Source organism: Nonomuraea sp. B12E4 (genome assembly GCF_039871825.1).
Taxonomy (GTDB): Bacteria; Actinomycetota; Actinomycetes; order Streptosporangiales; family Streptosporangiaceae; genus Nonomuraea.
Genome location: NZ_JBDPME010000010.1, coordinates 230,124 through 243,654, shown reverse-complemented (window position 1 = coordinate 243,654; position 13,531 = coordinate 230,124). Strand labels below are relative to the sequence as shown.

The following is a 13,531-nucleotide window of genomic DNA, read 5'->3' as shown; positions in this document are numbered from 1 at the left end:
GGTGCCCGGGTCCATGCCGCTTGATCGCTTTATCAGCGCGCCTACCTGCGAAAACGCTATTCGGCTGAGAAGGTTCGATCATGACAAGTGTCACCGAACTCATCGGTCAGTCCGTTTGGGACTCGAACGGGGTGTGGGTCGGTTTCGTCGTCGACATCCGCGTCATCAAGCACAAGGGCGAGCTCCAGCAGAGCCACACCGTCTACGGCCTGGTCGTCTCCAGCCGGCGCGGGCCGCTGCTGCTCGGGCTCACCCGCGACCGCGAGGGCCGCGCGTCCTGGTTCCAGCGGACGGTGGCGCGGCTGGTGTACGCGGGCTGCACGTTCGTGCCGTGGTCCTGCGTCGCGGACTATGGCGGCGGCGAGGTTCACATCGGCGTGCACAGAAAACAACTGAACCGCGTGTAACAGCGTTTTCACTACATTGCAAGCGCCCCATTAGCAACATCAGCTACCTTCACTGTGGTCAAAAGTCCACATTGTGAGTTGAGTGATGTCTGCGAATAACCCCCCTTATGGCCAAGATCCCGAGCGGACCACGGCCTACAACTGGAACCAGGGGCAGCAGCCGGAGAACCCCCCGACCATGCCGCTGCCGCCCGGCCAGCCGTACCCGCCCCAGCAGCCCCACCCGCCGCAGCAGTCCTACGGCCAGCAGGGCCCTCAGGAACAGCAGCAGGGGGGCTACGGCCAGCAGGCGTACCAACCCCAGCAGCCCTACGGCCAGCAACCCTCCTACGGCGCCTCGTACCCGCAGCAGGGCCAGCAGGTCTGGCCGCAGCAGGATCAGGGCGGCTGGCAGCAGCAGCCCCCGCAACAGGGCTGGCAGCAGGGACAACAGCAGCAGGGGTGGCAACAGGAAGCACCGCAACAGGGCTGGCAACAGCAGGGCCAGCAGGGCCAGTACGCCCAGGGCGGCTGGCAGCAGCAGGGCCCCGACGGCTTCGGCCCCGCACAGCCCGCCAAGAACAACCGCAAGACCTGGATCATCGCCGCGGCCGCGTCGCTGGCCGTGATCCTGTTCGGCGGCGGCGCCGTCTGGGCCGTGGGAGCCATCGGCGGCGGCGGCACGCAGCCGGACGCGGTGCTGCCCGCCAACGCGATCGCCTACGCCCGGCTCGACATGGACCCGGCCGCGAACCAGAAGGTGGCGCTGTTCGAGATCGCCAGGAAGTTCACGGTCACCAAGGACTCCTTCTCCGGCGAGGACCCGCGCCAGGCGCTGTTCAACCTGATCAACTCCGACTCCGACAGCAAGCTCGACTTCGCCAAGGACGTCGACCCGTGGCTGGGCAGCAGGATCGGCTTCGCCGCCGTGCCCTCCGGCAAGGCGGAGCCCGACTTCGCGGTGGCCGTCCAGGTCACCGACCAGGAGCAGGCCAAGGCCGGCATCAAGAAGATGATGGAGGGCGACACGTACGGCATCGCCTTCCGTGAGGACTACGCGCTGATCTCGTCCAGCCAGCAGCTCGCCGACAAGTACGCCCAGGCCGAGGGCAGCCTGGCCGAGAACGCCGAGTACGCCGACGACATGGGCGCGGTCGGCGAGCAGGGGGTGCTGTCGTTCTGGGCCAGCATGAGCGGGCTGCTCGACCTGGCCAAGGGCAGCGTGCCCGCCGGCCAGGAGGCGGCCGTGGAGCAGCTCAAGAAGGCCAGGGTCGCCGGCGCGCTGCGCTTCGACAGCGCCTACGCCGAGCTCACCGGTCTCGTCCGCGGGACCGAGGGGCTGACCCCCGACGGTGACATGCCCAACACCACGCTCTCCACCCTTCCCGAGTCCACCGCGGTCGCCCTGTCGATCTCCGGCATCGACCAGCTCATCACCAAGCAGTGGGCCCAGCTGGAGAAGCAGGCCGCCGCGAACACGGAGGTCAAGGGGATCTTCGACGCGTTCACGAGCCAGACCGGGCTGAACCTGCCCGGCGACCTGGCCACCCTGCTCGGCCAGAACCTCACGGCCGCGCTGGACAGCGAGGGCCTGGCCCAGCAGCAGTTCAAGGTGGGCGCGCGCGCCGTCACCGACCCGGCCAAGGCGCAGGCGATCCTCGACAAGATCCTCACGGCCAACCAGCCCGCTCTCCAGCTCGCCAAGATCGCCGGTGACGGCGTCCTCACGGTCGGGACGACGGACGAGTACGCCAAGAAGCTCGCCGAGGACGGCACGCTGGGCGACTCGGAGACGTTCCAGACGGCGATCCCCGAGGGGGACGAGTCCAGCTACGCGGTCTACGTGGACCTGGACAAGGTGGAGAGCCTCTACCTCGCCTCCATGCAGGGCGACGAGAAGGCCAACCTGCAGGTGCTCAAGGCGGTCGGACTGAGCACCAAGCTGACCGACACCGAGGCGGCGGTCTCGCTGCGGGTGCTGTTCAACTAGCGGGCGCAAGGGGTGAGGCGGCCGGTCGGCGACCGGCCGCCTCTCTCATGCCCGGACCCAGCCGCTGGCCCAGAGCCGGCCCTTCCCGGAGACGGCCCCTCGCTCAGGCGCCCAAGAGCCGACCCCCTTCGCTCAGGCCCAGAGCTGGCCTTCGAGGCGCTCTTCCGCCTCGTCCAGCGTGCCCTCGTAAGCGCCCGTGGACAGGTATTTCCAGCCGCCGTCGGCCACCACGAACACGACGTCGGCGCGCTCGCCCGCCTTGACCGCCTTTCCGGCGACCCCGAGCGCCGCGTGCAGCGCCGCCCCGGTCGAGACCCCGGCGAAGATGCCCTCGGTGGCCAGCAGCTCCCGGGTGCGCCGCAGCGCGTCGGCGGAGCCGACCGAGAAGCGGGTGGTCAGCACGGACTCGTCGTAGAGCTCGGGGATGAAGCCCTCGTCCACGTTGCGCAGCCCGTAGACCAGCTCGCCGTAACGCGGCTCGGCGGCCACGATCCGCACGTCCGGCACTCGCTCGCGGAGGAACCGCCCTACCCCCATCAGCGTCCCTGTGGTGCCGAGGCCGGCCACGAAGTGGGTGACGGTGGGCAGGTCCGCCAGGATCTCCGGACCCGTGGTCTCATAGTGGGAGCGCCAGTTGGCCGGGTTTCCGTACTGGTAGAGCATCACCCACGACGGATTCTGCTCAGCCAGCTCCTTGGCCCTGCGTACGGCCTCGTTGGAGCCGCCCGCGGCCGGCGAGGAGATGATCTCCGCGCCCCACATGCGCAGGAGCTGGCGCCGCTCCTCCGAGGTGTTCTCCGGCATGACGCAGATCAGCCGGTAGCCCTTGAGCTTGGCCGACATCGCGAGCGAGATGCCGGTGTTGCCGCTGGTGGGCTCCAGGATCGTACAGCCGGGGGTGAGCAGACCTTCCTTCTCCGCCTCCTGGATCATCCAGAGTGCGGGCCTGTCCTTGATCGAGCCGGTCGGGTTGCGGTCTTCGAGCTTGGCCCAGATCCGCACCTCCGCGGAGGGCGACAGGCGTGGCAGTCCGACCAGGGGCGTACGGCCGACCGAGTCGATCAGCGAGTCGAAACGCATGTCACCCACCGGCGACGGCGGGCAGTACGGTCACCGTGTCACCGTCGGACAGCGGCGTCCCGAGGCCGCCCAGGAAGCGGACGTCCTCGTCGTTGAGGTAGACGTTGACGAAGCGGCGCAGCTTGTCCTGCTCGACGAGGCGGTCCTTGATACCGGGGTGGCGGGACTCAAGATTGCTGATCAGCTCGTCGAGGGTGGTCCCTTCGGCGTCGACGGCCTTGGCGCCGTCGGTGTAGTTGCGCAGGATGGTCGGAATGCGAACCTCGATGGCCATCGCGGTCAGTCTCCTCAGGTCATATGTCGCGGACCGGCGACTTCTCATGCGTCGCGGACCCGGCGACTTCAGAAAGTCGTCGTCGTCGTCCCATCGGCAGCAACACCGACGGTTGGATCCAGATTCCAGAACACTTCTGACGAGAAACCTGCTCCTCGGCCTGCCCGCCCACGCGTGCCCGCTCAGGGTCGCGGCGACAGTCCGCTCGGCAGATTTCTCGAAGGACAGTCGTAGACGACGACAGCCGGGGTATGCGCGAAGAGGAAGCTCTGTACGGCCCGCCCCATCATGGGATAAATCTTACCTCTTCCTCTGTGATCACTCCTTCGAGGATGCGGTATGACCGGAACTCCACCTCGTTCTCGTCCCTGGTGGAGACCAGGACGTAGTGGGCGTCCGGCTCGGAGGCGTAGGACACGTCGGTGCGCGACGGGTAGGCCTCGGTGGCGGTGTGGGAGTGGTAGATCACGACGGGTTCCTCGTCGCGGTCGTCCATCTCACGCCAGACTCGGAACTGCTCCATCGAGTCGAAGGCGTAGAACGTGGGAGAACGCTCGGCGTTCTGCATCGGGATGAAGCGCTCGGGCACGCCGTTCTTGCCCGCGATGACGCCACACGCCTCGTCGGGGTGGTCGGCCCGGGCGTGCGCGACGATCTTGTCCACGAGTTCCTGCGAGATCGACAGCATGCCCGGAAATTACCAGAGGGCCCGGACCAGACTGTCCTGGAGGTACGTCAGCCAGTCGTAGGTGACGTAGGCCGGGTAACGGGGGTCGTCCTCGGACATCATCGCGATCTCCTCGTGCACCTCTTCGGTCACCTCCAGCTTGGTGCCGAGCGTGAGGCGTAGGTCGTTGAGCGCGCGCAGCCACGCCTGGGCCTGCTCGGCCGTGAGCTCGGCGCGGCCCGACCTGGCGGTGTCGAAGACGGCCTGGGCGTCGGCCCGCTTGCCGTCACGCAGCGTGGCCTCGGTGTAACGGCGGAACTCCGCCGCCTCCTTGTCGTCCTCGTAAGCCGACGGGAACAGCCTGGCCAGCACCGGATCCGAGGGCGCTTCACCCGCCCCGATGCCGAGGGCCCGCTCCAGCGGGTCGTCGCTCGTCTCCCCCGGCGAGACCAGGCCGAGCATCATCGAGACCAGCGACCGCAGCAGCGAGACCTCCGCGGCCTCGAACTCCGCGACGACGCCGCCGTTCTTGCCCTGCGAGAACCCCGAACTCACCCGACCCGCCTCACTATTTTCATGCTCATTTGACCGAGTCCGGCTGGAGCGTCGCCCACAGGCCGTAGGAGTGGAGAATCTGCACATCGCGTTCCATCTCCTCGCGTGTGCCACTGGACACGACCGCCTTGCCCTTGTGGTGAACGTCCAGCATGAGTTTCTCGGCCTTCTCCTTGGTGTATCCGAAGACCGTTTGGAAGACATAGGTCACGTAGGACATGAGGTTGACCGGGTCGTTCCAGACGATGGTCACCCATGGCAGATCGGGTCGGACGTCCGATGACGGACGCTCAACGGCGATTGGAGCGGTGCTACCCACATCCCCGAGTCTGCCCTATCTGGGCCGTAGTCTTCGAGTCGTGACAATGACCATGAGCACTGCGTTGCTCACAGATCACTATGAGCTGACGATGCTGCAGGCCGCGCTCCGGAGCGGGGCGGCACATCGGCGCGCGGTTTTCGAGGTGTTCGCCCGGCATCTTCCGGGCGGGCGGCGTTACGGGGTCGTCGCGGGCACGGGACGTGTCCTGGACGAGCTCGCACGCTTCCGTTTCGGTGAGAAAGAGCTCACCTACCTGCGTGAGAACCGGGTGGTCGACGAGATCACCCTGGCGTTTCTCGCCGATTACCGGTTTTCCGGGAACATCTACGGCTACCGCGAGGGCGACCTCTACTTCCCGGCCTCCCCGATCATGGTGGTGGAGGGCACGTTCGCGGAGGCCGTGCTGCTGGAGACGATCACGCTGTCGATCCTCAACCACGACTGCGCGATCGCCTCGGCCGCCTCCCGGATGACCAACGCCGCCGGCAAGCGGCCGCTCATCGAGATGGGTTCGCGCCGCACGCACGAGGCCGCGGCGGTGGCCGCCGCCAGGGCCGCCTACATCGCCGGATTCGCCTCGACCTCCAACCTTCAGGCCGGGCAGGCGTACGGGGTGCCCACCGCCGGTACGGCGGCGCACGCGTTCACGTTGCTGCACGACTCGGAGCGGGCGGCGTTCGAGGCCCAGATCGCCACCCTCGGGCCGGAGACGACGCTGCTGGTGGACACGTACGACGTGCCCGCCGCGGTGCGGACGGCCGTCGAGCTGGCCGGTCCCAAGCTGGGCGCGGTCCGCATCGACTCGGGCGACCTGGCAGCGGCGGCCCAGGAGGTACGCGAGCAACTCGACGCCCTGGGCGCCTTCAACACCCGCATCATCGTCACCTCCGACCTCGACGAATACGCCATCGCCGCGCTGGCCGCCGCCCCCGTGGACGGCTACGGCGTCGGCACCTCCCTCGTCACCGGCTCCGGCGTCCCCACCGCGGCCCTCGTCTACAAGCTGGTGGCCAGGGAGACGGCCACGGGCAAACTGGAGCCTGTGGCCAAGCGCTCGGTGGGCAAGCCCTCGCGCGGCGGCCGCAAGGAGGCCTACCGGCTGCTGGACGCCGCCGGCCACGTGGAGACGGAGCTGATCACCACCGGCGGCCCGCCCCCCGAGGGCGGCATCCCCCTGCTGCACGAGCTGGTGCGCGACGGCCGGATCGTCGGCGGCGAACCCCTGCGGGCCGCCCGCGAACGCCACGCCGCGGCCATCGCCTCCCTCCCCCAGGAAGCCCTCCACCTCGGCAGGGGGTACGCGGCCATCCCCACAGAGTTCGTCTGACGTATCGTGCTGCTTATGGGCACCGCGTTGATCATCGTCGATGTGCAGAACGACTTCTGCGAGGGCGGCAGCCTGGCCGTGGCCGGCGGCTCGGAGGTGGCCGCGGCGATCACCCGCCACGTGGCCGCCCACCCCTACGACCACGTGGTGGCGACCAGGGACTACCACGTCGAGCCCGGTCGCCATTTCTCCGACACCCCCGACTACGTCTCCACCTGGCCCGCCCACTGCGTGGCCGGCACGCCAGGGGCGGACTTCCACCCGTCGCTCGACGTGTCGGCCGTGGCGGAGGTCTTCAGCAAGGGCGCCTACGCGGCGGCGTACAGCGGTTTCGAGGGCGCCTCCGGCACCGGCGTGCCGCTGGCGCAGTGGCTGGAGGAGCGCAGGGTGCACGAGGTGGACGTGGTGGGCATCGCCACCGACCACTGCGTCCGGGCCACGGCGCTCGACGCGGTCAAGAACGGCCTGGCGGTGCGGGTCCTGCTGGACCTGACGGCGGGCGTGTCCGTGACCACCACCGAGGCGGCGCTGGCCGAGATGTCGGACGCGGGCGCCACCCTGCGGGGAGCGCCCGCGGTCGGCTGATCCGCCCCCTCCGGCCCACTGGCCTCGATGCGTCTCCCACGTCACCATCGACCACGAAGAGTATGCGGTGTGCAACTCTCAGGTCATGTGATATCCAAGAGGGCGAACCCTCTCCGAATCCGCGCTAATACGGAGAGTCACACGTCTTCATACTCGTGGGAGGTTCTTTCATGCTGGCCCTCTCCCTTGGTGTGGCCTGGCTCCTCCTCGCCCCTCTCAGCCTGTGGTTGCTCGTCAGGGGCACCAACGGCGAGCGAGCGGGCGCGATCGTGACACTGGCGCTGCTGGAGGGCGGCACGATCGCGATGAACGCCGTCCTCCAGCCCTCCGCCCCAGCTCCGCCGCCCGCGGCGGCGCACGCGCTCCCGCCCGCGCCGACGTCCTGCGACGCGCGCGCCCCGGTCCCCGAGTCCGCGAAGGTGGGTCGCGAGGTCGTGCTGAGCTGGACGGCCGCACCCCGCGAGTGCGGGACCGCCGACGTCGTCGTCCGCGCCAAGGACAGAAAACTGCTGGTCTGGCTGTACGAGAGCCCGGCAGGTCAGGGCCGTGCCACCACGCTGACGCTGAGTGACCGAAAGTCCTACACCCTCCCCGTACGCATCCACGACGGCGTCGCCGCGCTAGTCATCCCGTTACACGGAAAAGCCGGATATGTCCCAATTGACGGCCGCAGCGGGCGGCAGATACCGAAATCTGTCAATTCAGCAAGCCCCGCGGCCAGGTGAGGCCGACCTAGGTCGTCGAAACGGCCAGCCGCAGGGCGTCGTCGAGCCTCGCGAACACCTCGAACGCGTGACGCAACCCGGTGATCGACAGCACCCGCGCCATGACGCCCTGCACGCCGCCGAGCAGCAGCCTGGTGCCCCGCGCCTCACAGCGCTGCATGACGCTGATGAGCTCGCTCATCCCCATCGAGTCACAGAAGGCGACGCTGCCGAAGTCGATGATCAGAAAGGGCTTAGGCGGAAGTTCCCATATTCGCCGCATATGCTCCTGCAGCACCGGCACCGCGTTGACGTCGAGTTCACCTTCGAGCCTGACGATGACGGCGTTCCGGGTGAGGCCGGAAGAAACGACCAGCACCGACCTTCCGGAAGCCCCAGACGACATGGGCAAATCCCTCTACCTATCCCAAAGACAGCCAAGTGTGTTGTTGCCGCTTCTGTCGAGCTTCTAACAGATGGCCACCGCTCTGTGGCCAAATGCACAGAATCACGCATCGTAACGGCCTCCGGCTCGACCCTCGCGCGCACCTGCGCCGGGGGGCGAGCGCGACGGCTCCCACCCCGCTCATATGGCGATCACAAGGGCCCTGAGCAGGACGGTTCGGAGGCCCCCGTGCCCATCATTCGGAGGGACCCGCACGAACTCCGCCCGGGAGCACGCCGCCTCATGCTCCGCCGGCTCCCCCGCAACCCGCCAAACACCGACATCTCGCCCACGGCACGCCTGACCGCAGCAGTTCGCCAGAACTCCTCAGACAGCCCCAGCCCGCCTGGGAAGCCACCGCCGGCTCACACCCGTAACCCGGCGGGTCTGGACCTGTGGACCGGCCCCGTCAGCGGCGTTGGGTGGCCCAGCGGCGGATCGTGTCGATGCGCTCCTGGATCTGCTCGGCCGTGGCCTGCGCGATCGGCGGGCCGCCGCACGAGCGGCGCAGGTCCGAGTGGATCACGCCGTGCGGCTGCCCCGTGCGGTGGTTCCACGCACCCACCAGGCCGTTGAGCTCGCGTCTCAGCTCCGCGATCTGCTCGTGCGGGGCCAGCGCCGGCTGCGGCTCCTGCATGGTCTGCTTGCGCTTGGCCGCCTGCTGGTCGGACTGCCGCTTGCGCAGCAGCGTGGCCACCTGGTCGGGCTCCAGCAGCCCGGGCAAACCGAGGAAGTCCTCCTCCTCGGCCGAGCCGACCTCCGCTCCCGTGCCGAACTCGCCGCCGTCGAACAGCACCCGGTCGAACGTGGCCGAGGTCTCCATCGTCTCGAACGGGAGCTCGTCGCCAAGGACGTCGGGATTGTCCTTGTTGCGGTTGGCCTGCTCCAGCAGGCTGTCGTCGAGGCCGTCCTCCGGAGGCTTCTTGTTGAGCACGTGGTCGCGCTCCGCCTCCATCTCGTTGGCCAGCCCCATGAGCGTGGGCACCGAGGGGAGGAACACCGAGGCGATCTCGCCGCGCTTGCGGGCACGCACGAAGCGGCCCACGGCCTGGGCGAAGAAGAGCGGGGTGGAGGTCGAGGTGGCGTAGACGCCCACGCACAGGCGGGGGATGTCGACGCCCTCGGAGACCATGCGGACCGCCACGAGCCAGCGGTCCTCCGAGGCCGCGAACTGCTTGATCTTCTTGGAGGCGCCGGGGTCGTCGGAGAGCACCACGGTGGCGCCTTCGCCGGTGATGTTGCGCAGGTGGCGGGCGTAGGCGCGGGCCGTCTCGTGATCCGTGGCGATGACCAGGCCGCCGGCGTCGGGCACGCCCCGGCGCACCTCCGTCAGGCGCCGGTCGGCGGCCTGCATGACCTGGCGGATCCAGTCGCCCTTGGGGTCGAGCGCTGCCCGCCACGCCTGCGAGAGCTGGTCCTTGGTGAGCGGCGTGCCGAGCGTGGCGGCGATCTCGTCGCCGGCGCGGGTGCGCCACTTCATCTCGCCGGAGTAGGCCAGGAAGATCACTGGCCGGACGACGCCGTCGTCGAGGGCCGGGCCGTAGCCGTAGGAGTAGTCGGCGACGCTGCGCTTGAAGCCCTCGCTGTCCTCCTCGTAGCCGACGAACGGGATCGGGTTGTCGTCGGACCTGAACGGCGTGCCGGTGAGCTGGAGCCGGCGGGTGGCGGGCTCGAATGCCTCGCGCACCCCGTCGCCCCACGACTTCGCGTCGCCCGCGTGGTGGATCTCGTCGAAGATCACCAGCGTCTTGCGGGCCTCCGTGCGCGCCCTGTGCAGGGCCGGGTGCATGGCGACCTGCGCGTACGTCACCGCGACCCCGGTGTAGTCGCGCGAGGTCGTGCCCTGACTGTTCTTGAACTCGGGGTCGATGCCGATGCCGACCCGCCCGGCGGCGTCGGCCCACTGGCGCTTGAGGTGCTCGGTGGGCGTGACGATGGTCACCGCCCTGATCACCCCGTTGGCGAGCAACTCGCTGGCGATGCGCAGGGCGTAGGTCGTCTTGCCGGCGCCCGGCGTCGCCACGGTGAGGAAGTCACGCGGCTCGCGCCTGAAGTAGAGGTCGAACGCCTCCTGCTGCCATGCGCGCAGCTTGGGGGCGGTGCCCCATGCGGCTCGGTCTGGATAGGAAGGCGAAAGGTGGGACGCGGCGAAGGTGCTCACCGCATCACCTCTGGGGTTCGTGTGCTTCGCTCTCTCACAGTGACCCAAGAGTAGACGGGCTCACCGACAAGACGTGCCGTGAGCCGTGGATTCTGGCCAAGGTCTTTCACACGTGCTATGCGGCTTATTGGATGCTCTTCATGACCGCGTCGAGGGCCTGCCTGCGGCTGGTTTCCTCGGGTTGGAGCAGGCCGACGAGCAGCACGGCCCGCGCCCGGGCGGGCGCGGCCCCTTCCCCGCGCGTGAGCAGCATCACCCGCAGGTACGCGGGCCGGTTGACCACGTCCCGATATTCCGCCCGCAGCGCCCGGGTGTGACCGCCGGGGAGCGTCTTGTCCTCGACGACCGTCACCTTGTCCCCCTTGAGCAGGAGCCTGGAGTACAGCTCCGCCGCCTCCGCCGTGGCCTTCTTCGCGTTCTCCACCGGCCCGGGAACCGGCCGGGCCATGACGACCCCTCCGCCCCCGTCCCTGATCACCGACGTGAACCCCGTCACCGGCGCCACCGCCCCCGCGCGCCACCCGAGCGGCAGGGTCACCGTCACCCCCGCCAGCGAGTCGTTCAACCGCCCCGTCTCAGGTGTGGGCGCGGTGAGCCGCAGCACCAGGGCGGTCGTCCCGGCCACCAGCGCCACGCCGGCCGCGCCGGCGACCAGCACGCCCCGCCACCGCCGCCACGCCCGCCCACCGCCGCGGCGTGGCCCCGGCTCCTTCGGAGAGCCATGGATCCGAGCAGAGGGGGGTAATGACTCCCAATCCCCGTCCGCGGGCTCCGTGGCGCGTTCCAGGCCGCGCGGAGCGGTCCTGCTGATCCGGGGGTTCCACGGCTCCTCGTCCTCGGACACCAGATCCAGCGGATGCGACCGCCCGCGAGCCCCCGAACGCCCCCGCCCAGTCCCCCCGTCCCGGGACTCCCCCCACGCAGGCTCAGAATCCTCCCAAGCGGACTCCCACCCCTCCCAGGCCGCCCCCAAACCCTCCGACACGGCCTCCCGGCCCCTCCCGGCGGCCTTCTGACCCGCCGGCCCGGACTCCGAACCCTCCCGCACGGTTTCCCGGTCTCCCGAGGCAGACCACGAACCCCCCGACACGGCCTCCCGGCCGCTCCCGGCGGACTCCCGGGCCTCCTCCCGCTCTGACCCCCGGTCCACCCAGGCGGACCACGAGCCCTCCCACGCCGACTCCCGATCCCTTCCGGCAGACCCCCGGGCCTCCGCCGCGAGCTCCCGGCCCTCCGGCGTGGGCGCCGGGTTCTCCGACGGCGGCTCTTGGTCCTCTGGAGGAGTGCGGCGGTGTCTGGCCCTGGTTCGTGGTGGCGGCCAGACACGGTGATCGTCCTCCATGGCCCCTCCTCCTCGTCCCGCTTGTCCTATCACTCCTCGCCACGGGCATCAGGAGAACCGTGATCGCTGTGACGGGAGGGACGGAATTCAGCGGATGCGCCGGAATGAAGGCGTCACGTGGGATTTCAGCAAGTACGCGCGGCGAGTTCCGCAGGGCACAAGGGATCAGCGGGCACGCGGGAGGTCAGCAGGTGCGAGGAGGGTCAGCGAGTACGTCCCGCCAGCAACGTGGCCATCAGCGCTATACCTCCCATGAGCGCGCAGATGACGACGAAACCGGTGGCGATCTGGCCGGCGGAGTGCCCGATGACGTTGACCAGCGCGCCAGCGACCCCGATCGACAGCGCGGAGCCCAGTTGGTCCGACACCGACAGCGCCGCCGAGTTGGCCCCCTGCTCGCTCACCGGCGACTGCTGCAGCGCCGTGACGCTGACCGTGGTCATGCCGAACCCCATCCCGAACCCGGCCGCGATCCACGCGGGCACCGCGATCCACCCGGTCACCCCGGGAAGGACGCACAGCAGGCAGACCAGGATCGCGATCATGAGGCTTGCCGCGCCCAGCCGGATCCTGCGGTGCGCCGCAGCCCCGTCCTGCCTGCTCTGGAGGTACGACCCCGCGGACCACCCCAGCGCCCCGGTCGTCAGCGCGACCCCCGCCTGGCTCAGCTCGAAGCCCTTGACCACCTCCAGCGCCAGTGGGATGAAGGAGTTCACGCCGAAGAAGGCCGCCGAGAAGAACCCCCGCATCAGCACGGTCGTGGGCAGCCCGCGGACGAACCGCAGCGCCCCCGGAGGCAGCAGCCGGTAGAGCCCGTAGACGAGGAACGCCAGCCCCACCACCGCCTCGACCGTCCCGGGCACCGGAGTCAGATGCACCCGGTCCACGCCGTGCAGCAGCACCCCGGCCCCGCCCGCGGTGGCCGTGGCGGCCAGCGTCATCGCCACCGGCCGCGAACGCGGCCCCCGAACGGACTCGTCCGACGCGGACCGGCCGGACGCGGACTCACCCGACGAGGAGCCGGCGGACGCGTCGACCGCGGACTCGCCCGACGCGGATCGGCCTGATGTCGACTCGGCCGGCGCGGACTGCAGCCGCAGGGCCGGGACCAGCATCACCAGCGCGGGCACCACCAGCGGGATGATCCCGTAGAAGACGAACCGCCAGTCCCACTGGGTCGCCACGAACCCTGCCACGGCCGGCCCCACCATGGCGGGCAGCACCCAGGCCGCCGAGACGGCCGCGAACGCCCTGGGCCGTACGTGCCCCGGATAGACCCGGGCGATCATCACCAGCAGCGCCACGACGGCGGCTCCGGCACCCAGTCCCTGCACGGCCCGAGCCACCAGGAACATCACCGCCGACTGAGCCGCCCCGGCCAGCGCCATCCCGGTCACGAACAGCACCACCCCGGCCAGGAACGGCAGTGGGTAGCCGCGCCGGTCCGACCACAGCCCGGCCACCACGTTCGCGAAGAGGCTGGCGATGAGGAAGGCCGAGAAGCTGATCCCGTAGAGGTCCAGCGCGTTCAGTTCCTTGGCGATGTCGGGCATGACGACGCCGACCGACATGCCCTCGAAGGCGATCAGCGTGATCACCAGCAGGATGCCGAGCGTGGCCGCACGATATTCGGGGCCGAAGATCGAGGGAGGTCGGTGGGGAGCGTCGAGTGCCTTCGGTACTGTCACCCGGA

Annotated in this window: 14 protein-coding genes; 5 read left to right on the top strand and 9 right to left on the bottom strand. The window is 69.5% G+C overall.

The features are described 5' to 3' along the window. Positions 1–80: 80 nt before the first annotated feature. Both ABGB18_RS24015 and ABGB18_RS24010 read left to right on the top strand, forming a co-directional pair. Positions 81–407 (top strand): hypothetical protein, encoded by a 327-nt coding sequence (locus ABGB18_RS24015; RefSeq protein WP_347697819.1) that lies wholly within the window; start codon positions 81–83, stop codon positions 405–407. A gap of 85 nt (positions 408–492) precedes the next feature. After that, a complete protein-coding gene (locus ABGB18_RS24010) occupies positions 493–2,376 on the top strand; it encodes a DUF3352 domain-containing protein (RefSeq protein ID WP_347697818.1) in 1,884 nt (627 codons plus the stop codon). A gap of 132 nt (positions 2,377–2,508) precedes the next feature. Here ABGB18_RS24010 and ABGB18_RS24005 read toward each other — a convergent pair whose 3' ends face one another. The 5 genes from ABGB18_RS24005 to clpS form a co-directional block, all read right to left on the bottom strand. Further along, positions 2,509–3,456: a cysteine synthase gene (locus ABGB18_RS24005; RefSeq protein WP_347697817.1), complete on the bottom strand. Its 948-nt coding sequence runs from the start codon at positions 3,454–3,456 to the stop codon at positions 2,509–2,511. 1 nt (position 3,457) lies between these two features. After that, positions 3,458–3,730 carry a MoaD/ThiS family protein gene (locus ABGB18_RS24000; RefSeq protein ID WP_347697816.1) on the bottom strand — a complete coding sequence of 91 codons (273 nt, stop codon included), beginning with the start codon at positions 3,728–3,730 and terminating at the stop codon, positions 3,458–3,460. A 286-nt stretch (positions 3,731–4,016) separates the two neighbouring features. Beyond that, positions 4,017–4,418 carry a M67 family metallopeptidase gene (locus ABGB18_RS23995; protein ID WP_347697815.1) on the bottom strand — a complete coding sequence of 134 codons (402 nt, stop codon included), beginning with the start codon at positions 4,416–4,418 and terminating at the stop codon, positions 4,017–4,019. Between the two features lie 9 nt (positions 4,419–4,427). Continuing rightward, positions 4,428–4,952: a DUF2017 domain-containing protein gene (locus ABGB18_RS23990; protein WP_347697814.1), complete on the bottom strand. Its 525-nt coding sequence runs from the start codon at positions 4,950–4,952 to the stop codon at positions 4,428–4,430. Between the two features lie 25 nt (positions 4,953–4,977). Next, on the bottom strand, positions 4,978–5,271 hold the full coding sequence (clpS, locus tag ABGB18_RS23985) for an ATP-dependent Clp protease adapter ClpS (RefSeq protein ID WP_090935661.1): 294 nt from the start codon (positions 5,269–5,271) through the stop codon (positions 4,978–4,980). A gap of 46 nt (positions 5,272–5,317) precedes the next feature. On the opposite strand from clpS, the gene ABGB18_RS23980 reads away from it, so the two are divergent. From ABGB18_RS23980 to ABGB18_RS23970, 3 genes are all read left to right on the top strand, one after another. Next, entirely contained in the window at positions 5,318–6,601 is a 1,284-nt protein-coding gene (locus ABGB18_RS23980) for a nicotinate phosphoribosyltransferase (protein WP_347697813.1), read from the top strand. A 15-nt stretch (positions 6,602–6,616) separates the two neighbouring features. Beyond that, entirely contained in the window at positions 6,617–7,186 is a 570-nt protein-coding gene (pncA, locus tag ABGB18_RS23975; protein WP_347697812.1) for a pyrazinamidase PncA, read from the top strand. Positions 7,187–7,356: 170 nt separating this feature from the next. Further along, positions 7,357–7,911 carry a hypothetical protein gene (locus ABGB18_RS23970; RefSeq protein WP_347697811.1) on the top strand — a complete coding sequence of 185 codons (555 nt, stop codon included), beginning with the start codon at positions 7,357–7,359 and terminating at the stop codon, positions 7,909–7,911. Between the two features lie 7 nt (positions 7,912–7,918). Here the strand turns inward: ABGB18_RS23970 and ABGB18_RS23965 are convergent, their stop codons facing one another. The 4 genes from ABGB18_RS23965 to ABGB18_RS23950 all read right to left on the bottom strand — a co-directional run bounded on the left by ABGB18_RS23965 (position 7,919) and on the right by ABGB18_RS23950 (position 13,526). After that, positions 7,919–8,296, bottom strand: a complete 378-nt coding sequence (locus ABGB18_RS23965; RefSeq protein WP_347697810.1) for an STAS domain-containing protein — start codon at positions 8,294–8,296, stop codon at positions 7,919–7,921. A gap of 448 nt (positions 8,297–8,744) precedes the next feature. Further along, positions 8,745–10,496, bottom strand: a complete 1,752-nt coding sequence (locus ABGB18_RS23960) for a DEAD/DEAH box helicase (RefSeq protein ID WP_347697809.1) — start codon at positions 10,494–10,496, stop codon at positions 8,745–8,747. Positions 10,497–10,620: 124 nt separating this feature from the next. Further along, positions 10,621–11,340, bottom strand: coding sequence for a hypothetical protein (locus tag ABGB18_RS23955; RefSeq protein WP_347697808.1), 720 nt, complete (start codon positions 11,338–11,340; stop codon positions 10,621–10,623). A 701-nt stretch (positions 11,341–12,041) separates the two neighbouring features. Beyond that, positions 12,042–13,526: an MFS transporter gene (locus tag ABGB18_RS23950; protein WP_347697807.1), complete on the bottom strand. Its 1,485-nt coding sequence runs from the start codon at positions 13,524–13,526 to the stop codon at positions 12,042–12,044. Positions 13,527–13,531 lie beyond the last annotated feature (5 nt).